The organism is Pseudomonas sp. RC2C2 (genome assembly GCF_018390435.1).
GTDB lineage: Bacteria > Pseudomonadota > Gammaproteobacteria > Pseudomonadales > Pseudomonadaceae > Aquipseudomonas > Aquipseudomonas donghuensis.
Window position 1 is genome coordinate 1,042,918 of sequence record NZ_JAHBAX010000001.1, and the last position, 24,732, is coordinate 1,067,649.

General features: G+C 63.2%; 24 protein-coding genes. 8 read left to right on the forward strand and 16 right to left on the reverse strand.

The window, feature by feature from the left end; all coding sequences use genetic code 11:
- Positions 1-5: 5 nt before the first annotated feature.
- Together KHO53_RS04790 and KHO53_RS04795 are read right to left on the reverse strand one after the other, a co-directional pair.
- A complete protein-coding gene (locus KHO53_RS04790) occupies positions 6-1,220 on the reverse strand; it encodes an efflux RND transporter periplasmic adaptor subunit (RefSeq protein WP_100782818.1) in 1,215 nt (404 codons plus the stop codon).
- 37 nt (positions 1,221-1,257) lie between these two features.
- On the reverse strand, positions 1,258-2,511 hold the full coding sequence (locus KHO53_RS04795; RefSeq protein WP_050989986.1) for a TolC family protein: 1,254 nt from the start codon (positions 2,509-2,511) through the stop codon (positions 1,258-1,260).
- Positions 2,512-2,715: 204 nt separating this feature from the next.
- Between KHO53_RS04795 and KHO53_RS04800 the strand changes: the two genes are divergently transcribed.
- Together KHO53_RS04800 and KHO53_RS04805 are read left to right on the forward strand one after the other, a co-directional pair.
- Entirely contained in the window at positions 2,716-3,390 is a 675-nt protein-coding gene (locus tag KHO53_RS04800) for a heavy metal response regulator transcription factor (protein WP_213570042.1), read from the forward strand.
- Entirely contained in the window at positions 3,387-4,778 is a 1,392-nt protein-coding gene (locus tag KHO53_RS04805) for a heavy metal sensor histidine kinase (protein ID WP_100782816.1), read from the forward strand. Before KHO53_RS04800 ends, KHO53_RS04805 begins: the two co-directional genes overlap by 4 nt.
- Before the next feature lie 139 nt (positions 4,779-4,917).
- Here the strand turns inward: KHO53_RS04805 and pdxJ are convergent, their stop codons facing one another.
- The 10 genes from pdxJ to rpoE form a co-directional block, all read right to left on the reverse strand.
- A complete protein-coding gene (pdxJ, locus tag KHO53_RS04810) occupies positions 4,918-5,643 on the reverse strand; it encodes a pyridoxine 5'-phosphate synthase (RefSeq protein WP_249684443.1) in 726 nt (241 codons plus the stop codon).
- 63 nt (positions 5,644-5,706) lie between these two features.
- Positions 5,707-6,390: a DNA repair protein RecO gene (recO, locus tag KHO53_RS04815; RefSeq protein ID WP_010220979.1), complete on the reverse strand. Its 684-nt coding sequence runs from the start codon at positions 6,388-6,390 to the stop codon at positions 5,707-5,709.
- Between the two features lie 57 nt (positions 6,391-6,447).
- A complete protein-coding gene (era, locus tag KHO53_RS04820; RefSeq protein WP_010220978.1) occupies positions 6,448-7,350 on the reverse strand; it encodes a GTPase Era in 903 nt (300 codons plus the stop codon).
- Positions 7,343-8,032 (reverse strand): ribonuclease III, encoded by a 690-nt coding sequence (rnc, locus tag KHO53_RS04825; protein ID WP_010220977.1) that lies wholly within the window; start codon positions 8,030-8,032, stop codon positions 7,343-7,345. Before rnc ends, era begins: the two co-directional genes overlap by 8 nt.
- A gap of 248 nt (positions 8,033-8,280) precedes the next feature.
- On the reverse strand, positions 8,281-9,135 hold the full coding sequence (gene lepB, locus KHO53_RS04830; RefSeq protein WP_213570043.1) for a signal peptidase I: 855 nt from the start codon (positions 9,133-9,135) through the stop codon (positions 8,281-8,283).
- Positions 9,136-9,140: 5 nt separating this feature from the next.
- Positions 9,141-10,940 (reverse strand): translation elongation factor 4, encoded by a 1,800-nt coding sequence (gene lepA / locus KHO53_RS04835; protein WP_045197631.1) that lies wholly within the window; start codon positions 10,938-10,940, stop codon positions 9,141-9,143.
- Between the two features lie 226 nt (positions 10,941-11,166).
- Positions 11,167-12,546 carry a DegQ family serine endoprotease gene (locus tag KHO53_RS04840; protein WP_213570612.1) on the reverse strand — a complete coding sequence of 460 codons (1,380 nt, stop codon included), beginning with the start codon at positions 12,544-12,546 and terminating at the stop codon, positions 11,167-11,169.
- Between the two features lie 222 nt (positions 12,547-12,768).
- Positions 12,769-13,734, reverse strand: a complete 966-nt coding sequence (locus tag KHO53_RS04845; RefSeq protein WP_010220973.1) for a MucB/RseB C-terminal domain-containing protein — start codon at positions 13,732-13,734, stop codon at positions 12,769-12,771.
- A gap of 12 nt (positions 13,735-13,746) precedes the next feature.
- Positions 13,747-14,337, reverse strand: coding sequence for an RseA family anti-sigma factor (locus tag KHO53_RS04850; RefSeq protein WP_010220972.1), 591 nt, complete (start codon positions 14,335-14,337; stop codon positions 13,747-13,749).
- Between the two features lie 31 nt (positions 14,338-14,368).
- Positions 14,369-14,950 (reverse strand): RNA polymerase sigma factor RpoE/AlgU, encoded by a 582-nt coding sequence (gene rpoE / locus KHO53_RS04855; protein WP_010220971.1) that lies wholly within the window; start codon positions 14,948-14,950, stop codon positions 14,369-14,371.
- 432 nt (positions 14,951-15,382) lie between these two features.
- Here rpoE and nadB point away from each other — a divergent pair, with 432 nt between their 5' ends.
- On the forward strand, positions 15,383-16,999 hold the full coding sequence (nadB, locus tag KHO53_RS04860) for an L-aspartate oxidase (protein ID WP_010220970.1): 1,617 nt from the start codon (positions 15,383-15,385) through the stop codon (positions 16,997-16,999).
- On the opposite strand, the gene KHO53_RS04865 is transcribed toward nadB, so the two are convergent.
- Positions 16,968-17,420, reverse strand: coding sequence for a protein YgfX (locus KHO53_RS04865; RefSeq protein WP_036996682.1), 453 nt, complete (start codon positions 17,418-17,420; stop codon positions 16,968-16,970). The two genes, nadB and KHO53_RS04865, sit on opposite strands and share 32 nt — an antisense overlap.
- Positions 17,404-17,658 (reverse strand): FAD assembly factor SdhE, encoded by a 255-nt coding sequence (locus KHO53_RS04870; RefSeq protein ID WP_010220968.1) that lies wholly within the window; start codon positions 17,656-17,658, stop codon positions 17,404-17,406. Before KHO53_RS04870 ends, KHO53_RS04865 begins: the two co-directional genes overlap by 17 nt.
- A 165-nt stretch (positions 17,659-17,823) precedes the next feature.
- Here KHO53_RS04870 and ygfZ point away from each other — a divergent pair, with 165 nt between their 5' ends.
- Together ygfZ and KHO53_RS04880 are read left to right on the forward strand one after the other, a co-directional pair.
- The gene (ygfZ, locus tag KHO53_RS04875) at positions 17,824-18,765 is read left to right on the forward strand and encodes a CAF17-like 4Fe-4S cluster assembly/insertion protein YgfZ (protein ID WP_036996683.1); all 942 of its coding nucleotides are present in this window, start codon (positions 17,824-17,826) and stop codon (positions 18,763-18,765) included.
- Positions 18,766-18,820: 55 nt separating this feature from the next.
- Positions 18,821-19,627, forward strand: a complete 807-nt coding sequence (locus KHO53_RS04880; RefSeq protein ID WP_010220966.1) for an HDOD domain-containing protein — start codon at positions 18,821-18,823, stop codon at positions 19,625-19,627.
- On the opposite strand, the gene tctE is transcribed toward KHO53_RS04880, so the two are convergent.
- Entirely contained in the window at positions 19,624-21,003 is a 1,380-nt protein-coding gene (gene tctE, locus KHO53_RS04885; protein WP_010220965.1) for a two-component system sensor histidine kinase TctE, read from the reverse strand. The genes KHO53_RS04880 and tctE overlap by 4 nt on opposite strands.
- On the reverse strand, positions 20,996-21,667 hold the full coding sequence (gene tctD, locus KHO53_RS04890; RefSeq protein ID WP_010220964.1) for a two-component system response regulator TctD: 672 nt from the start codon (positions 21,665-21,667) through the stop codon (positions 20,996-20,998). Before tctD ends, tctE begins: the two co-directional genes overlap by 8 nt.
- Positions 21,668-21,868: 201 nt before the next feature.
- Here tctD and KHO53_RS04895 point away from each other — a divergent pair, with 201 nt between their 5' ends.
- The 3 genes from KHO53_RS04895 to KHO53_RS04905 all read left to right on the forward strand — a co-directional run bounded on the left by KHO53_RS04895 (position 21,869) and on the right by KHO53_RS04905 (position 24,731).
- A complete protein-coding gene (locus KHO53_RS04895; protein WP_213570044.1) occupies positions 21,869-23,158 on the forward strand; it encodes an OprD family porin in 1,290 nt (429 codons plus the stop codon).
- A 34-nt stretch (positions 23,159-23,192) separates the two neighbouring features.
- The gene (locus KHO53_RS04900; protein ID WP_036996685.1) at positions 23,193-24,173 is read left to right on the forward strand and encodes a Bug family tripartite tricarboxylate transporter substrate binding protein; all 981 of its coding nucleotides are present in this window, start codon (positions 23,193-23,195) and stop codon (positions 24,171-24,173) included.
- 99 nt (positions 24,174-24,272) lie between these two features.
- Positions 24,273-24,731 carry a tripartite tricarboxylate transporter TctB family protein gene (locus KHO53_RS04905; RefSeq protein ID WP_213570045.1) on the forward strand — a complete coding sequence of 153 codons (459 nt, stop codon included), beginning with the start codon at positions 24,273-24,275 and terminating at the stop codon, positions 24,729-24,731.
- The last annotated feature ends 1 nt before the right edge of the window (position 24,732 follow it).

Here is a 24,732-nt window from a genome sequence, read left to right on the forward strand (position 1 = left end):
CCCGGTCAGTGGGCGTGTTCGGCGCTGGCCTTGCCCAGCTCCGACTTGAGGATGAAGCTGCCCTGCGCCGCGACCTGCTGGCCGGCTTGCAGGCCTTTGCGGATCTCGACAAAACCGTTGGCGCTGGCCCCCGGCTCCACCGTTTGGGCGATGAAGCCCTCGGCGCTGCGCACGAACACCGTGGGCTTTTCTTCCAGGGTCTGCAGGGCCTGGTCCGGTACGCTCAGGGCGGCGGTGTACTGCTCGGTGGGCACCTGCACGGCGACGAACAGGCCCGGGCGCCAAGCGCCTCGTGGATTGTCGAGGGTGACGCGCACGGTGGCGGTACGGGTCTGCTCGCCGAGCAGGCTGCCCACGTGGGTAACCGTGCCGCTGACCTGCTCGCCCAGTTCACTGGCGACAAGGGTCACCGGCATGCCGGCGCGCACCTTGGGCAGGTCACGGGGCGCCACGCCGAAGCTCGCCCAGACCCGCGACAGGTCCGAGAGGGTGAAGGCAGCGCTGGTTTCGTTGACCACCTCGCCCGGCACCAAGTGCTTCTCGACGATCTGCCCGGCAAAGGGTGCACGCAACTCATAGCGGTTGCCGCCAGCCAGGACCACGCTGCCGCTCAGGGCGCTGATCTTCTGCCGGGCGTTGGCCTGGGCAATTTCCGCCTCCTGCAGGGCCTGGCGGGCCTGCTGGTAATCCTGCTCGGCGGAGATGCCCTCCTGCCACAGGTCCTTCTCGCGCTGGTAGCTGCTGCGCGCCAATTCCAGGCGACGCTGGCTGGCCGCCAGTTCACTGCGCTGCTCGGAGATCTGCGGGCTGGCGATCACTGCCAGCAGGTCACCGGCCTTGACCTGCTGGCCAAGCACCACAGCGACGGACTCGACCACCCCGGCAGCGCGCGGCACCAGGTGCGCGGTGCGGTCTTCGTCGAAACGGATCTCGCCCGGCAGCGACAGGCTGCGTTGCAACTGGCGCGGGCCGACGGCAGCCAGCTCGATGCCGGCCAGGTCGATCTGCTCCTGACTGAGGGTCAGCGCGCCCTCTTCCTCATGACCGTCTTCAGTTTTTTCCGACTCGCCATGTTGTTCTTCCTCGTGATCGCCTTCGGTATGGGCGTGAGCGGATGCGGGGGCGGCGGCAACCGGGCCGCCCTGGCGCGCCAGCAGCACACCCAGGCCCAGGCCGAGCAGCAGGGCCGCGACCAGCAGCGTGGTGGACTTCTTGTTCATGCAGGTTCCTCAGCAAATAGTCAGGTGAAGGTCGCGTTCAACGAGTGGCGAGGCTCAGGTCGCCAAAGATCCGCTCCAGGCGAACCCGCGCCTCGCTGCTCTGGGCCTGGGCCTGCAGGTATTGCAGGCGTGCCGCCACCAGGGTGCGCTGGGCATCGAGGACATCGAGAAAAGCAAACTTGCCGCGCTCGAAGCCACGGGTGGCGGCATCCAGCGCCTGCTGCGCCGAGGGCAGGATCGAGCGTTCGAAGGTCTGCACTTCCTGGGCCGCCGTGCTCCACTGGGTCAGGGCCTGGACCACTTCGCTGCGCAGGCGCAGTTCGGCGCCATTGCGCTGATCGCGGGCCTGGTCGGCGCGCCGGGCGGCGGCGAGGACGTTGCCCTGGTTGCGGTCGAACAAGGGGATCGGGACCGAAAGGCCGACCACATTGATGCGCTCACGGTCGGTTTCGCTGTACTGGCTGCCAACGCTGACGGTCAGGTCGGGGATGCGCTGGCTGCGGGCCAGACCCAGGGCCGCTTCGCGCTGGTCGATCTGCAGACGGGCCAGACGCAGATCGGCGGTCTGCTCCAGGCGATCGAGCAACAGTGTGCGACTTGGAAGAGAGCTGTCAGCGCCCAGGCCGCCGTCGACCCGGCTGAACGGGGCCATTGGCGCGCCGGTCAGCGCTGCCAGTTGCTGGTAGGCAATGGTCAACCTCTGTTCAGCCCGGCCCTGCTCCAGGCGCACCTCGGACAACTGCACCTGGGCACGGGTTGCCTCGACCGGCGAGGCGCTGCCGGCCTTGACCCGGCCTTGCACCACCTGCAGTGCGCGCTCGCTCAAGCGCAGTGACTGCTCGGCCAGTTGCAAACCTTCCTGGGCCTGGGCAGCGGCCTGGAAGGCGCCAATGACATCGGCACGCAGCGCGTTGCCCTGGCGCTCCAGTTCCAGCGCTGCAAGCTGCGCATCGCGGTCGGCAACGTCCAGGCGCGCACCGCGTTTGCCGCCCAGCTCGAACAGCTGGCTGACACCGACGGTGGTGGTTTGCGAACCCTTGCGGGTATCTTCCACCTCCCAACTCAGCGCCGGGTTTGGCAACACGCCGGCCTGGCGCCGTTCGCCTGCGGCAATGTCGATGCCCCAGCGCGCCGCGGCAAGCTCGGGGTTGTTGTCGCGGGCCGCCTGCAGGGCCGACTCCAGGGTCAGTACGCGCGCTTGCGCCAGGGCCAGCGACGGCAAGGCCAGCAACAGCAGGGCCAGCACTATTCGGCCTGGGCCTGTGCCTGGCCTGTCGAGGGTGCAAAACATGGCGGACTCCTGCGCCTTGATCGGAGCCCGCACTCTAGTAATCGGGGTTTATCGCCAGGATGACTCAAGTATTACAAATCTGTAATCCAGGTAAACCGTGCGCCCGGATGGCTTAGTATCCGCCGCTCGATGCACTTCACCGCTTGACCTTGCAGTAACTATAGGGTTGAGAATCAGCGTCTTTCACTACCAACGAGTCACCCCATGCGTCTACTGATTGTCGAGGACGAACTGCGCACTGCCGAATACCTGCAACAGGGCCTGCGCGAAAACGGTTACATCGTCGATTGCGTCCACACCGGTGCCGATGGCCTGCACCTGGCTCGCCAGCAGGCTTATGACCTGGTCATTCTCGACGTCAACCTGCCCGAGCTCGATGGTTGGACCGTACTGCAGCGCCTGCGTGCAGAATCCAGTACGCGGATCATGATGCTCACGGCCCACGGCCGGCTGGCCGACCGGGTCAAGGGCCTGGACCTGGGTGCCGACGACTACCTGCTCAAACCTTTCGAATTCCCCGAGCTGCTGGCGCGCATCCGCAGCCTGCTGCGGCGCAACGACCAGGCACTGCAACCGAATACGCTCAAGGTCGCCGACCTCGAGCTGGACCCTAGCCGCCATCGCGCCTACCGCAACGGCCAGCGCATCGACCTGACCGCCAAGGAGTTCGCCCTGCTGCACCTGCTGATGCGCCAGAGCGGTGAGGTGCTGTCGCGCACGCAGATCATTTCGCTGGTCTGGGACATGAACTTCGACTGCGACACCAACGTGGTGGAAGTGTCGATCCGCCGCCTGCGGGCGAAAATCGACGACCCGTTCGACGATAAGCTGATCCACACCCTGCGCGGCGTCGGTTATGTGCTTGAGGCTCGCGAATGAAACCTGCGCGCCTGTCGCTGCGCCTGGGCCTGAGCGTCAGCCTGATGGGCGCGGCACTGGTGCTGCTGCTCGCTTGCCTGGCGGTATTTGCCCTCGACCACGAGCTGGACAGCCGGGCACGCAAGCACCTGGCCAACAAGATGGTGCAGATCGAGCATAGCCTGACGATTGACCTGAAAGCCGCCGACCTGCGCACACCGGTGCATCCGCTGCTGGATGTGATCATGGGCCACGACAACCTGAGCCTGAGCGTGATTGCCCTGACCGGCCGCCACTCGGCCTTGCTGACCCTGGGCCCGGCCCTGGAAGCCAGCGCCTTGCTGCAGATTGAGAGCGGCCCGCAGCTAAGCTTCAGCCCGTGGCGCGATCAGGATGGCGACCATCTGCTGACCGCTTCGCGGCTGATGCGCCTGCAGGACGGCACCCTGGTGCGGGTGCTGCTGACGGTCAACCGTGCCGACGACCATGCCCTGCTCCAGGCCTATCTGGGCTCGACCCTCTGGGCCTTGCCGCTGCTGCTGTTGCTGATTGGCCTGGGCGCCTGGAAGCTGGTCCAGCGCGGTCTGCTGCCATTGCGCCGCTTTCGCCGGGTTGCCGAACAGGTCTCGGCGCAAACCCTCAGCCACCGCCTGCCGGAAGCCGGCCTGCCGCAAGAGCTGGGTGACCTGGCGGGCGGAATCAACATCATGCTCGACCGCCTGGACGACGGCGTGCAGCGGCTGTCGCAATTTTCCGACGACCTTGCCCATGAACTGCGCACCCCCATCGGCAACCTGATGGGCAAGGCCCAGGTCACCCTGACCCGCGAGCGCTCCAACGACGAGTACCGCGAAGCGCTGGAGAACAGCATCGAGGAACTGACCCGGCTGAACCGCATCATCAACGACATGCTGTTCCTCGCCCAGGTCAGCCAGCCGCAGGCGCAGGTGCCGCTCAAACCGGTGGTGCTGGCCGACGAGGTGCAGCGGGTGTGCGAACTGTTCGAATGCAATGCCGAGCAAAAGGGCATTACCTTGCATGTGCAGGGCTGGGGCACGGTGATGGGTGAGCGGTTGATGGTGCAGCGGGCGCTGTCCAACTTGCTCAGCAATGCGATCCGTCATGGCGATGAGGGGCAGCCGATCAACATTGGCATAGAACGCCGGGACGGTTCGGTGTGGGTGTCGGTGGTCAATCACGGGCCGGGCATTGCCCAGGCGCATTTGCCGCATCTGTTCGAACGCTTTTACCGCGTGGGTTCGGGGCGCTCGCGCCTGGAAGGCGGGACGGGGCTGGGGCTGGCGATCGTGCGCTCGATCATGCAGGTGCATGGCGGACGGGTTGAGGTGCACAGCGAACTGCAGGGAGTGACGCGGTTCAGCCTGGTGTTTGCCGATACTACCGAATAAATGGACCTACACCCAATCGTGTGGGAGCTGGCTTGCCAGCGATGAGGCCAGTACAGGCAGCACATCCACTGCCTATTAGGCGACCGCTACGCGCTCGATCATTGGCAAGCCAGCTCCCACAGGATGGGCGTCGAATCTGTTAGTGCCGACTGGCCGCCAGGATCAACGCCTTCATCTCTGCCACCGCCGACTTGAAGCCGACGAACAGTGCATGAGCCACCAGCGCATGGCCGATGTTCAGTTCATTGATACCCTTGATCGCCGCCACTGCCTCAACGTTGTGGTAATGCAAGCCATGACCGGCATTGACGATCAGCCCCTGGCCCAGGCCAAAGGCTACGCCATCGGCCACGCGCTTGAGCTCTTCGGCCACTTCGCCGGGGGTTTGCGCATCGGCATAACGGCCGGTGTGCAGCTCGATGGCCGGCGCACCGACACGGCGCGAGGCTTCGATCTGGCGCTCGTCGGCATCGATGAACAAGGACACTTCCGAGCCCAGGCGCGACAGGCGCTCGACTGCGGCCTTGATCCGCGCCTCCTGGCCAGCGACATCCAGGCCGCCTTCGGTGGTCAGCTCCTGACGGGTTTCCGGTACCAGGCAGATATGCGCCGGGCGAATGCGTTCGGCGAACGCCATCATTTCTTCGGTGACGCCCATTTCGAAGTTCATGCGCGTCTGCAGCACGTCCTTGAGCAGCAGCACGTCGCGCTCCTGGATGTGCCGGCGGTCTTCGCGCAGGTGCACGGTAATGCCATCGGCACCGGCCTCTTCGGCGTCCAGCGCGGCTTTCACCGGGTCCGGGTAGCGGGTGCCACGCGCCTGGCGCAGGGTCGCCACGTGGTCGATGTTCACGCCGAGCAGCATGCGGTTGCTTTGAGTCACGAAGAGGCTCTCCTGAAGATTGAGCCCCACAGCATACGACGTTGTTCAGCGCTTGCGAAACAGTTCGCGACTGACCAGCGGCCGACCGCCCAGATGCACGGCCAGGGCCTGGCGCATCAGGCGCTTGGCCGCGCTCAGGGCGCCAGGAATTTCCCAGTCGGCATCGGCCATGGCCAACAGCTCGGCACCGTTGAACAGCCCCGGCTGCAACAGGTAGACCCGCTCAAGCCCGGCATCGACCTGCAAGCGGTACAGGCCATCAACCACCAGCGGATCACCGTTGATGTCCTGATCGAGCGCAAAGGCATAGCCCAGCTCGTCCAGCAGGCGCCATTCGAACGCCCTTAGCAGTGGCTCCAACGGCCGTCCCGCCGCCAGGGCCTGCAAGGTCGCCGCATAGTGCTCGAACACCACCGGATGCGGGTCTTCAGCCGGCAGCAGGCGAATCAGCAGCTCGTTGAGGTACAACCCGCTGAACAGCGCATCGCCATGCAGCCAGGCGGCCACGCCGACGCTGTCCAGACGGCCGACGTTTTTCAGCTCGCCGCGGCCGCGAAACTCGACTTCCAGGGGGACGAAGGGGCGCACCTGGCTGCCGGCCTTGCCACGGGCACGGCGCATGACGGCGCGCAGGCGCCCTTGCGGGGTGAGGAAATCCACCAGCGCACTGGTTTCACGGTAGGCCCGGCTGTGCAGCACATAGGCCGGTTGGCCAACTGGCAGTTCCATGAGCGGCGCTTCAGAAGAGGTTCGACCCGGCAGCGGACGCTACCGGGCCTGGAGCAATCAGAGGTCGCCGTAGCCCAGCGAACGCAGGGCGCGTTCGTCGTCGGACCAGCCACCCTTGACCTTGACCCAGAGGTTGAGCATGACCTTGGCGTCGAACAGCACTTCCATGTCCTTGCGCGCCTCGGAGCCGATGCGTTTGATCCGCTCGCCCTTGTCGCCAATGATGATCTTCTTCTGGCCGTCACGCTCGACCAGGATCAGCGCATGGATGTGCAGGATCTTGCCCTGCTGCTTGAACTCTTCGATTTCCACGGTGATCTGGTATGGCAGCTCCGCGCCGAGCTGACGCATGATCTTCTCGCGCACCAGTTCGGCGGCCAGGAAGCGGCTGCTGCGGTCGGTGATCTGGTCTTCCGGGAAGAAGTGATCGTTTTCCGGCAGGTGCTTGGCGATCAGCCCTTCAAGGGCGTCGAGGTTGTGCCCCTGCTGGGCCGAAATCGGCACGATTTCAGCGTTTGGCAGTTGTTCCTGCAGCCACTGCAGGTGCGGGATCAGGTCGGCTTTCTCTTCGATCCGGTCGGTCTTGTTGATCGCCAGGATCACCGGCCCCTGCACGTACTGCACACGCTCGAGCACCAGTTGGTCTTCGTCGGTCCACTTGGTGCGGTCAACGACGAAGATCACCACGTCGACGTCCTTGAGGGCGGCCGAGGCGGTCTTGTTCATGTAGCGGTTGAGCGCCTTTTCGTTGCTCTTGTGCATGCCCGGGGTATCGACGTAGATCGCCTGGACATCACCTTCGGTCTTGATCCCGAGCATGTTGTGGCGAGTGGTCTGCGGCTTGCGCGAGGTGATCGCGAGCTTTTGCCCGAGGATGTGGTTGAGCAGGGTCGACTTGCCCACGTTCGGGCGGCCGACAATGGCGACATAGCCGCAGCGGGTAGTGTTGGTATCAGTCATTGCCATTCTCCACGCCCAGGGCGATCAGTGCTGCGGCGGCCGCGACTTGCTCGGCGATACGCCGGCTGACGCCTTGCCCTCGGCTTTTTTCAGTCAAAAGGGTCACTTCGCATTCGACGAAAAACGTCCGGCAATGGGGTTCACCTTGAATATCCACCACTTCGTAGCGCGGCAGTTCGCAGGCCCGCGACTGCAAGAATTCCTGCAGACGGGTTTTCGGGTCCTTGTTGGTATCGACCAGGGTCAGGCTTTCGAATTCGCCTGCCAGCCATGCCAGCACCCGCTCGCGGGCGGTTTGCATGTCCGAGTCCAGGTAGATGGCGCCAATCAGCGCCTCCAGGGCATCGGCAAGGATCGACTCGCGGCGGAAACCGCCGCTTTTCAGCTCGCCCGAGCCCAGGCGCAGGTATTCGCCCAGGTCAAAGCCACGGGCCAGTACCGCCAGGGTCTCGCCCTTGACCAGACGCGCCCGCAAGCGCGACAGCTGGCCTTCGCGGGCCTGGGGGAAACGCTCGAACAGCGCTTCACCAGCGACGAAGTTGAGGATCGCATCGCCGAGAAACTCGAGGCGTTCGTTGTTACGCCCGGCAAAACTGCGGTGCGTCAGGGCCAGCAGCATCAGCTCCTGGTTCTTGAAGGTATAACCGAGCTGGCGCTCGAGGCGGCTCAAGGAAACGCTCACAGTGTACCCACGCGCAGTTCGTGGTCGAAATTCAGCCCGCGCGCCAGGGCACCAGGCTCACACTTTACAGCTCGGTACGCCGCCATCGGGGCTACCGTCGGATTTAACGCGTTGTTCAAATCAACATCCTGAAAGACTGTTTGGCTCATGCTCGCTGGCCGCGATGCTCGGTGGAATCGCGAGATCCCTGAACACAGCCTATGCCAGAAACGCATTCGGCGCTGTCCCAGGACAGCGCCGTTGTGGTGTTACTTGATCAACCCGACCCGCGACAGGTTCGGGAAGTGGCTCAGTTTAGGCTCTGGCCAGCTCATCCAGACCGCAAAGGCCTTGCCGACGATGTTCTTGTCCGGAACCATGCCGTGCAGTGCCTTGGGAATGCTCGGGTCATCCCAGTAACGGCTGTCGTTGGAGTTGTCGCGGTTGTCGCCCATCATGAAGTAATGGCCGGCCGGGACTGTCCATTGCTGGTCAGGCGGCATGCGATAGCGGCTCATTTCCTTGCGGATCAGGTGCTCGGCTTCGCCCAGTTTTTCCTTGTACAGCTCGGCGCTGCCCAGGGTCCCAGGCTCAATGCCGACCAGTTGCTCGGCAATCGCCTGACCGTTGACGGTCAGCTTCTTGTCGCTGGTGTAGCGAATCTGGTCGCCCGGCAGGCCAACCACCCGCTTGATGTAATTGACGTTCGGATCGCTCGGGTAGCGGAACACCATGACATCGCCGCGCTGCGGGTCACCCACCTCGATGACCTTCTTGTCGATCACCGGCAGGCGAATCCCGTAGGAGAACTTGTTCACCAGGATGAAATCGCCCACTTCCAGGGTCGGCTTCATCGACCCCGAAGGGATCTGGAACGGTTCGATCAGGAACGAACGCAGCACCAGGACAATGAACAGCACCGGGAAGAACGATTTACCGTACTCGACCAGCAACGGTTCCTTGTTCAGACGCTCGACCACTGCCATTTCAGGCTGGCTGACGCTGCCCTGATAGTTGGCGATTGCCGAACGCCGGCGCGGGGCCAGGAACAGCAGATCGACCAGGGCCAACAGACCGCAGACGGCAACGGCGATGACAAGCAACAGCGGGAAATTTAGCGACATAGGACCTAACTATCCAACCTGAGCACGGCGAGGAAGGCTTCTTGTGGGATTTCCACGTTGCCGACCTGTTTCATGCGTTTCTTACCGGCCTTCTGCTTCTCCAACAGCTTGCGCTTACGGCTAACGTCGCCACCGTAGCATTTGGCCAGTACGTTCTTTCTGAGCGCCTTGACAGTGGTACGCGCAACAATCTGCCCGCCAATGGCGGCCTGGATTGCCACATCGAACATCTGCCGAGGAATCAGTTCCTTCATCTTCTCGGTTAATGCGCGGCCCTTGTAGTGCGCATTGTCGCGGTGCACGATCAGCGCCAGGGCGTCGACCTTGTCACCGTTGATCAGTACGTCAAGCTTGACCAGGTTAGCCGACTGGTAGCGGTCGAAATGGTAGTCCAGCGAAGCATAACCGCGGCTGGTGGACTTCAGACGGTCGAAGAAGTCCAGTACCACTTCGTTCATCGGCAGATCGTAGCGTACTTGCACCTGCGAACCGAGGAACTGCATGTCGCGCTGCACACCACGCTTCTCGATGCACAGGGTAATGACGTTACCCAGGTGCTCCTGCGGCACCAGGATGGTGGCCGAAACGATCGGCTCACGGAAGTCTTCGACCGAGGACACATCCGGCAGTTTCGACGGGTTGTCGACGTAGATGGTTTCGCCGGTCTTGAGCTTGACCTCGAAGATTACGCTTGGCGCGGTGGTGATCAGGTCCAGGTCGTATTCGCGCTCCAGGCGCTCCTGGATGATCTCCATGTGCAGCATGCCGAGGAAGCCGCAACGGAAGCCGAAGCCCAGGGCATCGGAGCTTTCCGGCAGGTACTGCAGCGACGAGTCGTTCAGGGTCAGTTTCTGCAATGCATCACGAAAATCTTCGAAATCATCGGAACTGACGGGGAACAGGCCGGCATAGACTTGCGGTTGAATACGTTTGAAACCGGGCAGCACCTCGACCTCGGGGGTCGTGCTCAGGGTCAGGGTGTCACCCACCGGCGCACCGTGAATGTCCTTGATGCTGGCGATGATGAAGCCTACTTCACCGGCTTTGAGGTCGGCGGTCTGGGTGTGCTTGGGGGTGAACACACCGACGCTGTCGACCAGGTGGACCTTGCCGGTGGACTTGACCAGGATCTTGTCGCCCTTCTTCACCCGGCCGTGACGGACGCGCACCAGGGAGACGACGCCCAGGTAGTTGTCGAACCAGGAGTCGATGATCAGCGCCTGCAGCGGCGCCTCGATGTCACCGGTAGGGGCTGGAATGGTGTGCACCAGGCGCTCGAGCACCTCGTCCACGCCCATGCCGCTCTTGGCGCTGCAGGCCACGGCGTCGGTGGCGTCAATGCCGATGATCTTCTCGATCTCGTCCTTGACCTTGTCCGGGTCGGCCTGGGGCAGGTCCATCTTGTTCAGCACCGGCATGACCTCAAGGCCCTGCTCGATGGCGGTATAGCAGTTGGCGACCGACTGGGCTTCTACGCCCTGGCCGGCATCGACCACCAGCAAGGCACCTTCACAGGCTGCCAGCGAGCGGCTGACTTCGTAGGTGAAGTCAACGTGGCCGGGGGTGTCGATGAAGTTCAGCTGGTAGGTTTTGCCGTCCTGCGCCTTGTAGTGCAGGGTGACGCTGTGGGCTTTGATGGTGATACCGCGCTCACGCTCCAGGTCCATGGAATCGAGTACCTGGGCTTCCATCTCACGCGCAGTCAGGCCACCGCACATCTGAATGAAGCGGTCGGCCAGGGTCGACTTGCCATGGTCAATGTGGGCGATGATGGAGAAATTGCGGATATGACTCAAATCACTCACGGATCAACACTCAAAAAGGCTGCGGGCCGGACGCCCACCGAAAAATAGCCGGGAATTGTACCTGAAGCTTGACGTTGGCGTCACGTGAACTGTGGGCACGGGAGCTGTGGGAAATGCTTGCATGCTGGCAACCTGACCCGCAAATGAGCCAGGAAAACCTGCGGGGGCCTGGGGCGGCGCCCAGCAAAAAGGGCAGCCGAGGCTGCCCTTTTTTGTTCAACCCGACTTATTCAGCCAGTTTGAAGGTGATGAAGCTGGCGCGCCCCTGACGCAGGACACGCATGGACACCGAACGGTTCTTCGGCAGTTCCTTGGCGATTTCGGTGAACTGCTTGGCCGAAAGGATCGCCTGGTTGTTCAGGTGGCTGATGACATCGCCCGGACGCAGGCCGATCAGCGCCGCCGGACCTTCCTGGACTTCCTTGATGACCACGCCGCCCTTGAGTTCAAGGGCCTTCTTCTGCTCGGCGGTCAGGTCGGACACCGATACGCCCAGACGGTTGCTGCTGCGCTCGACACCGCCGTTGAGGTTGGTGCTGACTTCGGCGTCATCATCCGGCAGTGCGCCGATGGTCACATCCAGGGACTGGCGCTTGCCGTTGCGAATGATGTCCAGCTTGGCCTTGGCACCATCCTTGAGACCACCGATCAGGTGCGGCAGGTCGGCGGACATGACGATTGGCTGACCGTTCATGCTCAGGATCACGTCACCGACCTGCAGGCCACCCCTGGCCGCCGGGCCGTCTTCCAGGACCTGGGCCACCAGGGCACCGGCCGGCTTGTCGAGGCCGAAGGACTCGGCCAGGTCCTTGTTGACCTCCTGGATCACCACGCCCAGCCAGCCGCGGCTGACCTTGCCGTCTTTCTTCAACTGGTTGGAAACATCCAGCGCCACGTCGATCGGAATGGCGAAGGACAGGCCCATGAAGCCGCCGGAACGGGTGAAGATCTGCGAGTTGATACCGACCACCTCACCGTTCATGTTGAACAGCGGGCCACCAGAGTTACCCGGGTTGATCGCCACGTCGGTCTGGATGAACGGCACGTAGGTGTCGTTGGGCAGGGTACGGCCCTTGGCACTGACGATACCTTTGGTCACCGAATGATCGAAGCCGAACGGCGAACCGATGGCCAGCACCCACTCACCGACCTTGAGCTTCTCGGAATCACCCAGCTTGACGGTCGGCAGGTCCTTGCCTTCGACCTTGAGCAGGGCTACGTCGGTGCGCGGGTCGGTGCCGACCAGCTTGGCTTGCAACTCGCTGCGGTCCGACAGGCGGACGATGATTTCGTCGGCGTCGGCAACCACGTGGTTGTTGGTCAGCACATAACCGTCACTGGAGATGATGAAACCCGAACCCAGCGATTGCGCTTCGCGCTGACGGTCGCCGTGCGGCGAACGCGGGGCTTGCGGCATGTTGCGCTCGAAGAATTCGCGGAACATCGGCGGCAGGCCTTCAAGATCTGGCACCTGGCCCGCCGCGTACGTGCGGTTAGGCAGTTTCTGCTTGGTACTGATGTTCACTACCGCAGGCGACGCCTGCTCGACCAGGGTGGTGAAGTCCGGCAGGGCTTCGGCCTGGGCGGTGAGCACCTGACCGAGCATGAACACGGCGGCGAACAACGATAGGTAGGTTTTCAAGCGTGGTATTGACATACGGCTCCCGTCACAACGAGCGTGGTTAGCAGTAGGGACCTGCAGAAGCAGGAAAGGCCAGCCCCCGAAAGGACTGACCTATAGAAAAATTCTGGAGTTTTTGCAAACTGCAAAGCTTGCCAATCATGTCAGCCAAGCAATCCTCGCCTTGTCAGCCTCATTGCCTGCGCCTCATTTTTTTGCCTGGGCATCCTGGGCGCGCATGGACAGCGCAATGCGTTCGGCAGTACCGATAGGGATCTCGCCCACCACGGTGACCATCATTTCGCCCTTGGGCGTGGTCAGGCGCCGCGAGACGGCAACGGTCGGCCCCAGTTGCGTGCGGATATCAGCGGCAGTGCCTTTGTCCAGGGCTTCGACGAACACCGAGAAGCGCGCCAGGCCATCGTCGAACATCAGGCTGCTGACGGCGTTCTTGCTTTGCGGATCCTTGCGCACCGAACTGTTGATCAGTTCAAAGCCCGGGGGTAGCCAGTCCGAACGCCAACCGGTGGCAGGCTGCGCGGCCTGAGCGGTCAGTTGCGCGACCGGCTTGCAGATATCGCTGGCTTTGAGCTGATCGTCGGATGGTGCGTCACGGGTGTCCAGACGGGTGAACTGAAAGCGTTCGAGCAAACGTCCACCATCATCGAGCATCAACGACTTGAGCGGCAGCCCGGTCTGGCGATCCAGGTGCAGCTCGAAGGCATAGCGGTGTTGATCACGCGGGGTAAGGGTGACGATGACCGCTTCGCGGTCTGCCACCCTGGACTTGCCGGCGACCCCGAGGTCGTACCAGCTCATCAACCTCAAAGGGTCAAGCACTCGCGCCGCCGCTTCCGGGGTGTTGGCCACACCCGGGACCAGGGCCCCGCTTACGCACTGGGTATGGCCATCGACACGCACGACTTCCTGGGCTGAGCCGTCGAGCTGCAACAACCGCTCGCTGACCTTGCCGTCCTGGACGCGATGCCAGATGTCGTGGGTGGAGAAACTACCGTTACGCTCGTAAACGAAAGTACCCTGATAACTCTGCTGTTGCTCGGCCTGGGCCAGACGTTTGAGCCAGTCACTTGCCTGCGGCGAGGAGTTGGCGGCAAGGGCCGGCACCGTCAACCAGCCACCAAGCAGCAGCGGTATGAGAGGTAGCGCGCGCATGATCCTCCTTACTTAACGATTTTCCAGGCTGGCTGCACGTGCATACGGCAGAGCGCTCTCGGTACCCTTGAGGGCTGCTTCCTGAGCATGCTGACGCAGGTAGCCAGGCAGACGCTGGTCATGCCAGCCGGTTTGCCCTTGCAGCACGCCATTGGCCATCGGGCCCGGCTGTTCTGCATTCTCACTATAGCCTGCCAATACGGCCGGGCCTTGCGCCTGTGGCAGGCTCAGACCTTGCTGGGCCGGTTGCTGGGCAGCCAGCTGGGCACCGCTGATCTCATCCTGGTTGTACAGACGAACGCCGGCCAGTACCGCGACAGTCACCGAAGCGGCGACGGCCAGGCGGCCCAGGCTGCGCCACGGGCCACGGCTGACCTTGGCAGGAGCGGCTTCATCGGCCAGGGCGGCGGATACGGCCGAGGCGATATCCAGCCGTGGCAGCACCAGCTCCTTGTGCATGGCTGCACGGGCAACCTGGTAACGCGACCAGGTAGCACGGGTTTCAGGATCGTCGACGGCATTCAATACCCGACGTAACTCCAGCTCGTCCGCTTCGTTATCCATCACCGCGGACAGCGATTCCTGCAAAGCTTCACGACTCATGGCGGTTCCTCTCTTGGCTGTCGCCGCTGTCTCAGGTTTCCTGCAACAACGGCTGCAGGGCTTTGTCTATGGCCTCCCGAGCGCGGAAGATTCGAGAGCGCACGGTACCCACCGGACACTGCATGACGCTCGCAATGTCCTCGTAACTCAGACCATCGAATTCACGTAAAGTTAACGCCGTACGCAAATCTTCTGGCAGCTGCTGGATGGTCCGATGGACGGTGCCTTCGATCTCATCTCGCAACAACGCGCGCTCGGGGGACTCCAGATCCTTGAGGCCGTGATCGCCGTCGTAAAATTCCGCATCCTCGGAACTTACATCACTGTCCGGTGGCCGCCGACCGCGGGACACCAGGTAGTTCTTTGCCGTGTTGATAGCAATACGGTACAGCCAGGTATAAAAGGCGCTGTCACCGCGAAAATTACCAAGCGCGCGGTAAGCCTTGATGAAAGCTTCTTGCGCCACATCCTGGGCTTCATGGGTGTCGTGGACAAAACGCACGATCAACCCGAGAATCTTGTGCTGATACTTCAGCACCAACAGATCGAACGCTCGCCTGTCGCCACGCTGCACGCGCTCGACAAGCTGCTGATCCTCTTCCTGGGTTAGCATGAACACTCCTCAGTGAACTCGAAGGAGCGTCGCACCCGCCACCGTTCAGGCTTGCAACCATAGACTCGGGCTTTGCGCAAAAGTTCTCCCCTCCAAGCAAGTTTCCTGCGGCCCTTGGTCGGCTCGCACGAAAAACGCAGCGCGGTCACGGCCGCCTGCGTCGATAATCGGGTCTCGAATACGCAAACAGTGCCTTCATGGGGCGCCTGTCGTGCGTCGCCGCGGCATTATGGCGTGCGGGCAGCCTTCTATGGATATCCATACATCACGGAAAGTTCCCACAGAAGGCTACCAGGACTGTGCAAGCGCCATTGGAAATCAGGGCCTTGTGACTGCTATAAAGGCAGCCGGTCCAGATTCACGATAGTTTCACAATGCCATAAGCGCCTGACTATTGTGCCGATCCCCCCCTTCAGATACTAGTGTCCTGACATGAGCCAACAATTCCAACATGATGTTCTCGTGATCGGCAGCGGTGCCGCCGGCCTCAGCCTGGCCCTGACCCTTCCCGGCCACCTGCGCGTCGCCGTGCTCAGCAAGGGCGACCTCGCCAATGGCTCGACCTTCTGGGCCCAGGGCGGCGTGGCCGCGGTACTGGACGATACCGACACGGTGCAGTCCCACGTCGAGGACACCCTCAATGCCGGCGGCGGCTTGTGCCATGAAGACGCCGTGCGCTTCACCGTTGAGCATAGCCGCGAAGCGATTCAATGGCTGATTGACCAGGGCGTGCCCTTCACCCGTGACGAACACGCCGGCGACGAAGAAAGCGGTTTTGAATTTCATCTGACCCGCGAAGGCGGCCACAGCCATCGACGCATCATCCACGCCGCCGATGCCACGGGTGCGGCGATCTTCACTACCCTGCTGGCACAAGCACAACTGCGCCCGAACATCGAGCTGCTGGAGCAGCGGGTGGCAGTCGACCTGATCACCGAGCGGCGTCTGGGCCAGGACGGCGATCGCTGCCTGGGGGCCTATGTACTGGACCGCAATACCGGCGAAGTCGACACCTTCGGTGCCCGTTTCACCGTGCTGGCGACCGGCGGCGCGGCCAAGGTCTACCTGTACACCAGCAACCCCGACGGTGCCTGCGGCGATGGCATTGCCATGGCCTGGCGCGCCGGTTGCCGGGTGGCCAACCTTGAATTCAATCAATTCCACCCGACCTGCCTGTATCACCCGCAGGCCAAGAGCTTTTTGATCACCGAGGCCCTGCGTGGTGAAGGCGGCCTGCTCACGTTGCCCAACGGCGAGCGGTTCATGCCGCGCTTCGACCCCCGTGAAGAACTGGCCCCGCGCGATATCGTCGCCCGCGCCATCGACCATGAAATGAAGCGCCTGGGGGTGGACTGCGTCTACCTGGACATCAGCCACAAACCGGCCGAGTTCGTCAAAAGCCACTTCCCCACCGTTTACGAGCGCTGCCTGACCTTCGGCATCGACATCACCCGCCAGCCGATCCCGGTGGTGCCGGCCGCCCATTACACCTGCGGCGGGGTGATGGTCGACGAACAAGGCCTGACCGACGTGCCGGGCCTGTACGCCATCGGCGAAACCAGCTTCACCGGCCTGCACGGCGCCAACCGCATGGCCAGCAACTCGCTGCTCGAATGCTTCGTTTACGGGCGCTCGGCCGCCAACGACATCGTCGCCCGCCTGGACCAGGTCGAGATGCCGCAGGCGCTGCCGTGCTGGGACGCAAGCCAGGTAACCGACTCGGACGAAGACGTGATCATCGCCCACAACTGGGACGAACTGCGGCGCTTCATGTGGGACTACGTGGGCATCGTGCGCACTAACAAGCGCCTGCAGCGTGCCGAACACCGAGTGCGCCTGCTGCTCGACGAAATCGACGAGTTCTACAGCAACTACAAGGTCAGCCGCGACCTGATCGAGCTGCGCAACCTGGCCCAGGTTGCCGAGCTGATGATTCGCTCAGCCATGCAGCGCAAGGAAAGCCGTGGCCTGCACTACACCCTGGATTACCCGGGCATGCTCAGTGAGGCCCATGACACTATCCTGCAGCCGCCCACCTACGCCGACTGAACTTCAGGCGCAAACGCAGGCGCCGGTGCTGCACCGGCTCCAGCGCGTCAAAGGCGATGCACTGGCCTTCGGTTAAACGCCGCCCGACCCTGCGAAAGCGCAGCACCACCCACCCGGGCAAGGCCAGGCTGTCGGGCTTGAGCTGCACCGCCTGCCAGCCCTGGGCGCGGCTGAACAACTGCCAGCCGTGAGCATCGCGACGCAGTGCGGTAATGGCCTGGGGGTGGGTCAGCAGAATGCGCCGGGGAATAGTCCACAGCGCGTGTAACAGGCACAGGGCAATGGCTACCAGGCGCAACCACAGTGGCACCTGCAGCAGGCCAAGCGCCAACAGGGCTAGCAGCAGACTGGCGAGGTAAGCCGCCAGCAGAACCCTTGAGCCCTGCCAGCGACATTCGAAGCGCTCACTTGGGCTGGACACGGTCCAGGATGATGCGAACCATGCGTTGCAGCTCCGGGTCTTCGGACTCGCTGCGCTCCATGAACCAGCCGAACATGTCCTGGTCTTCGCAGCTCAGCAGGCGCTTGTACAACTCACGATCGGCCTCGCTCAGGGTTGGGTAGACCTCCGCGCTGAACGGGACCAGCAATACATCGAGCTCAAGCATGCCGCGGCGGCTGTGCCAAAAGAGCCGGTTGAGTTCAGATTGTTCGACCATGAAGCCCTCCTAAAATAGGCCGCCAGTATACAGAGCCCGCGCCCGAGGGACACGCGACGTTGGTCCGGACATGTGAGCAAATAATGACAGAGGCCTGCACTCAACTACCTATTTTGCCGACAGCGCTCTATCATGGGCCCCAGTCCTATCACCTTGCGATAAACCATGGCCGACTCCGCTTTTTTCTGCACCCTTTCCCACGAAGGCGTTCTCGCCGTCCGCGGCTCGGACGCCGGCAAGTTCCTGCAAGGCCAATTGACCTGCAATATCAGTTACCTCAACGACCATACTGCCAGCCTCGGCGCCCGCTGCATGGTCAAAGGCCGCATGCAGTCGAGCTTTCGCATCCTTGCCGAGGGTGATGGCTACCTGCTGGCGATGACCCGCGAACTGCTCGAGCCGCAACTGGCCGACCTCAAGAAGTACGCGGTGTTCTCCAAGGCCAAGCTGACCGACGACAGTGCCGCCTGGGTGCGCTTCGGCCTGCACGACGGTGAAGCTGCCCTGCAAGCCCTGGGCCTGGAAGTGCCGACGCAGACCGACGCCGTCAGTCGTCACAACGGCCTGATCGCCATCGCGGTATCGGCCGCTCGTGTCGAGTTGTGGGTACCTGCCGAGCAGGCCGAAGCGGTGCAAGCCCAACTGGCCGCCAAGCTTGCCAACGCCGACCTCAACGACTGGCTGCTCGGCCAGATCCGTGCCGGCATTGGCCAGGTCATGCCGCAAACCCGCGAACTGTTCATCCCGCAGATGATCAACCTGCAAGCCGTTGGTGGCGTCAGCTTCAAGAAAGGCTGCTATACCGGCCAGGAAATCGTCGCGCGCATGCAATACCTGGGCAAGCTCAAGCGCCGCCAGTACCGCCTGGCCCTGGCCGAGGGCAGCCTGCCGGAGCCCGGGACCGAAGTGTTCTCGCCAACCCATAACTCCTCTGTCGGTGAAGTGGTGCTGGCCGCCCGCAGCGAGCAGGGCAGCGAACTGCTGGCCGTGCTGAGCGCCGATGCCGTGCAAGACGACAACCTGCACCTGGGCAGCCCCGAAGGCCCGCGCCTGGCGCTGCTGACGCTCCCTTACGAACTGGATCGCGATCGCGAAATCCAGCGCTGAGCCTGCTCCCGCCCTTTATGGGCGGGGCACTCCTCAATTGCGGTAGAGAATCACCATGAACAAGATGGCCGAGATGATCCAGGCCCACCTGCTGAGCGCCATCGACAACGATGACCTGGTGCTGCCAACCCTACCGGAAGTGGCCTTGAGCATTCGCGAAGCCGCCGAAGACAGCGAGATCAGCGTCAGCACCCTGAGCAAGGTGATCGGCCGCGATGCGGCGCTCTCGGCGCGCCTGATCAAGGTGGTCAACAGCCCCTTGCTGCGCGCCGCCACCGAGGTCACCGACCTGCACACGGCCATCACCCGCCTGGGCATCAACTACAGCTGCAACCTGGCGATCGGCCTGGTGATCGAACAGATCTTCCACGCCCGCTCCGATGTCGTTGAACAAAAAATGCGCGAGATCTGGGCGAAAAGCCTGGAAGTAGCCGGCATCAGCTATGAACTGTGCTTGCGCTTCACCCAGCTCAAGCCGGACCAGGCGGCACTGGCCGGGCTGGTTCACCAGATTGGTGTATTGCCGATCCTGCTGTATGCCGAAGAGCACAACGAGCTGCTTTCCGACCCGGTCAGCCTGAACTATGTGATCGAGCAGATCCATCCGGCACTGGGCGACAAGATCCTCAGCGTGTGGGAGTTCCCCGAGCAACTGGTGCACCTGCCCGGGTTGATCCAGGACCTGGACCGCGGCACCGACAAGGTCGATTACGTCGATATCGTGCAGATCGCCCAGGTGCTCAGCAGCAACAGCAAGGAACGACCACTGGCCGCCCTGCCCGCCTACCGCCATCTGCGCCTGCCCACCGGCACCGAGTTGCAGGCCAGCGACCTGCTCGACGCCAAGGCGATGTTCCGCTAGTCGGCGCTGAAGCTGACCCGTACCTTCAAGCCACCACGCTCGCCATCATGCAGGCTGATCTGCGCCAAATGCGCGCGGCAGATCTCGCCGACAATCGCCAGGCCCAGGCCGGTACCCTGGGCACTGCGCCGGTAGAAACGCTCGAAGACTTTTTCCCGCTCGTGCTCAGGAATGCCCGGGCCGTCGTCTTCAACCTCAAGAATGCCGGGGGCGCTGACCCGCAGGATCACATTGCCGCCCTTGGGTGTATGGGCCAGGGCATTGTCGACCAGGTTGCTGAGCAGCTCGTTGAGCAGCGTTGGCTCGCCGCGCACCCACACCGGCACCTCGGCCTCCAGCGCCAGGGCCACGCCACGGGCATGGGCCAGCGGCGCCATGGCCATGCCCAGTTCACGGGCCAGCTGGCTGAGGTCCAGGCGTTGCGCGCCGCCCTCGGCAATCGCCCGCGCGCCGTTCTCGACCCGCGCCAGCGATAGCAACTGGTTGGCCAGATGGGTCAGGCGATCGGTGCCTTGCGCAGCGGACTCCAGGGTTTCGCGCCAGACCTGCGGCTCATTCGAGCGCAAACCCAATTCGACCCGTGCCTTGAGTGCCGCCAGGGGCGTGCGCAGCTCATGGGCGGCTTCGGCAATGAACTGCGCCTGCCGCTCGAACTGACCGCGCAGGCGTTCGGTAAAGTGGTTCAGCGCGCGTACCAACGGGCTCAGTTCGCGCTGCACCTGAACCACCGGCAAGGCCCGCAAGTCATCGGGCTGACGTTCTTCCACGGCACTGCGCAAGCGCTCCAGCGGGCGCAGGGCAGCGCTGACGGCAAACCACACCAGCATCAGGGCGCCAAGGGCGAGCATGCCCAAGCGCAGCAACGTATCGGCCATCAGGCTGCGGGCCATGCGCACCCGCGCTTCTTCGGTTTCGGCCACGCGGATTTCGGCCATGCCGTTCATGTTCGGCTCGCTGACCGCCTTGAGCAGGCTGACCACACGCACGTCCTGGCCCAGGTAGCGGGCGTTGTAGAAGCGTGCCAGGGCCGGGTAGTCGTCAGTGCGCGGGGTATTGGGCGGCGGTGCCGGCAGGTTTTCGTAGCCTGAGATCAAGCGCTGATGAATATCGTTGACCTGGTAGTAGATGCGCCCGGCGCTGTCGTAGGCGAAGGTGTCCAGGGCCACATAAGGCACATCGGCGCTGAGGGTGCCGTCGCGCTGCGACAGGCCGGCGGCAATGGTCCGCGCCGAGGCCAGCAAGGTACGGTCGTAGGCGGTATCGGCGGCTTCGCGACCGTTCCAGTAGGCGCTCAGGCCGCTGGCCAGCATCAGCACCACCAGCAGGATCGCCAGGTTCCACAGCAGCCGCCCGCGCAGGCTGCCGCTGTCACGCATCTTTATGCTCGAGCAGGTAGCCGAGCCCCCTGAAGGTAACGATGGCCACAGGATGGCCATCGAGCTTCTTGCGCAGGCGGTGCACGTAGATTTCGATGGCGTCGGCGCTGGCTTCTTCATCCAGGCCGAACACCTGGGCGGCCAGTTGCTCCTTGCTCATCACCCGCCCGGGCCGGGCGATCAGCGCTTCGAGCACGGCCTGCTCGCGGGAGGTCAGGGTCAGCAGCTCTTCGCCGAGGGTGAAACGCCGGGTATCGAGGTCATAGACCAGCGGCCCGCAGCGCTGCTGGCGCTCGCCACCGAGGACGCTGCGGCGCAACAGGGCCTTGACCCGCGCTTCCAGCTCGGTCAGTTCGAAGGGTTTGGCCAGGTAATCGTCGGCGCCCAGGTTCAGGCCATGGACCCGGTCCTTGACGTCGCTGCGCGCGGTCAGCATCAGCACCGGCACGGTTTTGCCGCGGGCGCGCAGGCGCGCCAGCACCTCGAAACCGTCCATGCGCGGCAGGCCGACATCGAGCACCGCCACGGCGTATTCCTCGCTGGCCAGGGCCAGGTCGGCGGCCACGCCATCATGCAGCACATCCACGGTCAGACCGGTGCTTTTCAGGGCCTGGGCCACGCTTTCGGCCAGTTGCAGATGGTCTTCGACGAGCAGCACACGCATCGATCTCTCCCCTTTGCGTCGCGTTCAATGGCGCGGAGTGTACAGCCGACAGCCCGCCTGTGAAGCCTTCGCAGCAATCAAAAGCTGCTGAAAGGTTAGCGAAAGGTTCACGTCCTAGCATCCTCTCACGGCTCACTCTGCTTGCCGTAAAACCGGACCCAAGGTCCGAACTAATAAGAACAATAACGGAGTCACTCCACGATGCTGTCCATGCAGCCGCAGGCGTACGCGCCTACCCGACGTCTACCTTCCCGCCAGACCGCAGTTGCCAGCGCCCTCGCCCTTGCCGGCGTCGCCCCGTTGAGCCAGGCCGCCTTCTTCGATGACAGCAAGGCGAGCTTTGAAACCCGCAACATGTACTTCAACCGCGACTTTCGCGACGGTACCAGCGCCCAGCAGTCCAAACGGGACGAGTGGGCCCAGGGCTTCATGCTCAACTTCGAGTCAGGTTATACCGAAGGTACTGTAGGCTTTGGCCTTGATGCCCTGGGGATGCTTGGTATCAAGCTCGACTCCAGCCCCGACCGCACCGGCACCGGCCTGCTGCCGACCCATGACGATGGCCGCGCCGCCGACGAGTACTCCAAGCTCGGCCTGACCGGCAAGGTGAAACGCTCCGAGACCGAATTGAAGGTCGGCACCCTGATCCCGGAACTGCCCACCCTGCAGCCCAACGACGGGCGCATCCTGCCGCAGACCTTCGAGGGTGGCCTGCTGACCTCGGGCGAGATCAAGAACCTGACCTTCACCGGCGGGCGCCTGGAAAAAGCCCGTGACCGCGACAGCACCAACAACGAAGACATTGCCCTCAACAACAAGAACAGCCGCTTTCTCGGCACCGTCGCCGGTAACCATTTCGACATGGCCGGCCTGGACTACAAATTCACCGACAAGATCACCGGCAGCTATCATTGGGCCCAGCTCGACGATGTCTACCGTCAGCACTTCGTCGGCATGATCGCCTCCCAGCCCTGGGGCCCGGGGACCTTCGGCGCCGACCTGCGCATGGCCTTCAGTGACGACCAGGGCCAGGCTCGCGGCGGCAACATCGACAACACCGCGCTCAACGGCATGCTCAGCTACGGCCTCAATGGCCACAAGCTCAGCGCCGGCTACCAGCACCTGTCCGGCGACACGGCCTTCCCCTATGTCGATGGCGCCGACCCGTACCTGGTCAACTTCGTGCAGATCAACGACTTTGCCGGCGCCGACGAGCGCTCCTGGCAGGCTCGTTACGACTATGACTTCACCAAGCTGGGCATCCCCGGCCTGACCTTCATGACCCGCTACATCAGCGGCGATAATGTCAGCCTGGCCGATGGCGGTGAGGGCAAGGAGTGGGAACGCAACACCGAGTTCAAGTACGTGGTGCAAAGTGGCGCCCTGAAAAACGTCGCCGTGCGCCTGCGCAACGCCACCTTCCGTTCCAACTTCGCCCGCGATGCCGACGAAGTGCGACTGCTGGTGAGTTACAGCCTTGCGCTGTGGTAATCCCCGACAACAATAATGCTCACGGAGATAGACGATGACTTTTTCACTGCGCCGTATTGCCCTCGCCACCGGTTGCCTGCTGCTTGCCGGTAACGTCCTGGCCGCAGAACCGAAACGCCCCGAATGCATCGCCCCGGCCTCGCCCGGCGGTGGCTTCGACCTGACCTGCAAGCTGGTGCAAAGCGCCCTGATCAACGAGAAGATCCTCAGCAAGCCGATGCGCGTCACCTACATGCCCGGTGGTGTCGGCGCGGTGGCCTATAACGCTGTGGTCGCCCAGCGTCCGGCCGATGCCGGCACCCTGGTGGCCTGGTCCAGTGGTTCGCTGCTGAACCTGGCACAAGGCAAGTTCGGCCGCTTCGACGAGAACGCCGTGCGCTGGCTGGCGGCGGTGGGCACCAGTTACGGTGCCATCGCAGTGAAAAGCGATTCGCCCTACAAGACCCTCGACGATCTGGTCGCAGCGCTGAAAAAAGACCCGAGCAAGGTGGTGATCGGCTCCGGCGGTACCGTCGGCAGCCAGGACTGGATGCAGACCGCGCTGATCGCCAAGGCCGCCGGGATCAACCCGCGCGACCTGCGCTATGTAGCCCTGGAAGGCGGCGGCGAAATCGCCACGGCGCTGCTCGGCGGCCATATTCAGGTCGGCAGTACCGATATCTCCGACTCCATGCCGCACATCCAGAGCGGAGACATGCGCCTGCTCGCGGTGTTTGCCGAAACCCGCCTGGACGAGCCGGAAATGAAGAACATCCCCACCGCCAAGGAACAGGGCTATGACATCGTCTGGCCGGTGGTGCGCGGTTTCTACCTCGGGCCGAAAGTGACCGATGAAGAGTACGACTGGTGGAAAGCCTCGTTCGACAAGCTGCTGGCCTCGGAAGAGTTCGCCAAGCTGCGCGACCAGCGCGAGCTGTTCCCTTTCGCCATGACCGGCGCCGAGCTGGACACCTACGTGAAGAAACAGGTGGCTGACTACAAGGCCCTGGCCAAGGAATTTGGCTTGATTCAGTAAGCCTCTCCCCTTTCGAACGCATCGCGGGGCAAGCCCGCTCCCACAGACGCAGCGTTGACCTGTGGGAGCGGGCTTGCCCCGCGAAAAGAGGATTCCCCAATGATCCTGCAACGCCTCTTCGCCCTGTTTTTGCTGGCGGTGTGCGCCGCCCTGGCAGTGATGGCCTGGCCCTACCAGGCAGCTTTTTCCTACGAACCGGTCGGGCCACGCGCCTATCCCTTGCTGATGCTCGGCCTGATGGCTGCGGGCCTTGTGTACCTGGCCTTTCGCCCCACGCCCATCGTCCGCAAGGATGACGAGCCCAAACTGGACCGCGAAACCCTGAACAAGATCGGCCTCTGCGTCGCCTTGCTGCTGGTCTTCGCCGCTACCTTCGAGCCGCTGGGCTTCATTGTCAGCAGCATCCTCATCGGCGTGCCGATGGCGCGCCTGTATGGCGGACGCTGGCTGCCCAGCGTGGTGATCATCGGCCTGATGAGCATCGCCCTGTACTGGCTGTTCGACCGTGTGATGGATGTGCCCCTGCCCCTCGGCCTGCTCGACGTTCTGGAGAACTGAC

What these genes read in the sequence shown, in the direction of transcription:
- tctD (WP_010220964.1), bottom strand. Translation starts at nt 21,667, where the DNA reads ATGCGTGTGCTGCTCGTCGAAGACCATCTGCAACTGGCCGAAAGCGTG.
- KHO53_RS04850 (WP_010220972.1), bottom strand. Translation starts at nt 14,337, where the DNA reads ATGAGTCGTGAAGCTTTGCAGGAATCGCTGTCCGCGGTGATGGATAAC.
- era (WP_010220978.1), bottom strand. Translation starts at nt 7,350, where the DNA reads ATGACTGATACCAACACTACCCGCTGCGGCTATGTCGCCATTGTCGGC.
- KHO53_RS04840 (WP_213570612.1), bottom strand. Translation starts at nt 12,546, where the DNA reads ATGCTCGGTCAGGTGCTCACCGCCCAGGCCGAAGCCCTGCCGGACTTC.
- lepB (WP_213570043.1), bottom strand. Translation starts at nt 9,135, where the DNA reads ATGTCGCTAAATTTCCCGCTGTTGCTTGTCATCGCCGTTGCCGTCTGC.
- KHO53_RS04905 (WP_213570045.1), top strand. Translation starts at nt 24,273, where the DNA reads ATGATCCTGCAACGCCTCTTCGCCCTGTTTTTGCTGGCGGTGTGCGCC.
- KHO53_RS04790 (WP_100782818.1), bottom strand. Translation starts at nt 1,220, where the DNA reads ATGAACAAGAAGTCCACCACGCTGCTGGTCGCGGCCCTGCTGCTCGGC.
- KHO53_RS04880 (WP_010220966.1), top strand. Translation starts at nt 18,821, where the DNA reads ATGAACAAGATGGCCGAGATGATCCAGGCCCACCTGCTGAGCGCCATC.
- KHO53_RS04870 (WP_010220968.1), bottom strand. Translation starts at nt 17,658, where the DNA reads ATGGTCGAACAATCTGAACTCAACCGGCTCTTTTGGCACAGCCGCCGC.
- rpoE (WP_010220971.1), bottom strand. Translation starts at nt 14,950, where the DNA reads ATGCTAACCCAGGAAGAGGATCAGCAGCTTGTCGAGCGCGTGCAGCGT.
- recO (WP_010220979.1), bottom strand. Translation starts at nt 6,390, where the DNA reads ATGGAACTGCCAGTTGGCCAACCGGCCTATGTGCTGCACAGCCGGGCC.
- tctE (WP_010220965.1), bottom strand. Translation starts at nt 21,003, where the DNA reads ATGCGTGACAGCGGCAGCCTGCGCGGGCGGCTGCTGTGGAACCTGGCG.
- KHO53_RS04900 (WP_036996685.1), top strand. Translation starts at nt 23,193, where the DNA reads ATGACTTTTTCACTGCGCCGTATTGCCCTCGCCACCGGTTGCCTGCTG.
- ygfZ (WP_036996683.1), top strand. Translation starts at nt 17,824, where the DNA reads ATGGCCGACTCCGCTTTTTTCTGCACCCTTTCCCACGAAGGCGTTCTC.
- KHO53_RS04805 (WP_100782816.1), top strand. Translation starts at nt 3,387, where the DNA reads ATGAAACCTGCGCGCCTGTCGCTGCGCCTGGGCCTGAGCGTCAGCCTG.
- KHO53_RS04895 (WP_213570044.1), top strand. Translation starts at nt 21,869, where the DNA reads ATGCTGTCCATGCAGCCGCAGGCGTACGCGCCTACCCGACGTCTACCT.
- nadB (WP_010220970.1), top strand. Translation starts at nt 15,383, where the DNA reads ATGAGCCAACAATTCCAACATGATGTTCTCGTGATCGGCAGCGGTGCC.
- KHO53_RS04845 (WP_010220973.1), bottom strand. Translation starts at nt 13,734, where the DNA reads ATGCGCGCGCTACCTCTCATACCGCTGCTGCTTGGTGGCTGGTTGACG.
- KHO53_RS04795 (WP_050989986.1), bottom strand. Translation starts at nt 2,511, where the DNA reads ATGTTTTGCACCCTCGACAGGCCAGGCACAGGCCCAGGCCGAATAGTG.
- pdxJ (WP_249684443.1), bottom strand. Translation starts at nt 5,643, where the DNA reads ATGCTGCTCGGCGTGAACATCGACCACGTGGCGACCCTGCGCCAGGCG.
- KHO53_RS04800 (WP_213570042.1), top strand. Translation starts at nt 2,716, where the DNA reads ATGCGTCTACTGATTGTCGAGGACGAACTGCGCACTGCCGAATACCTG.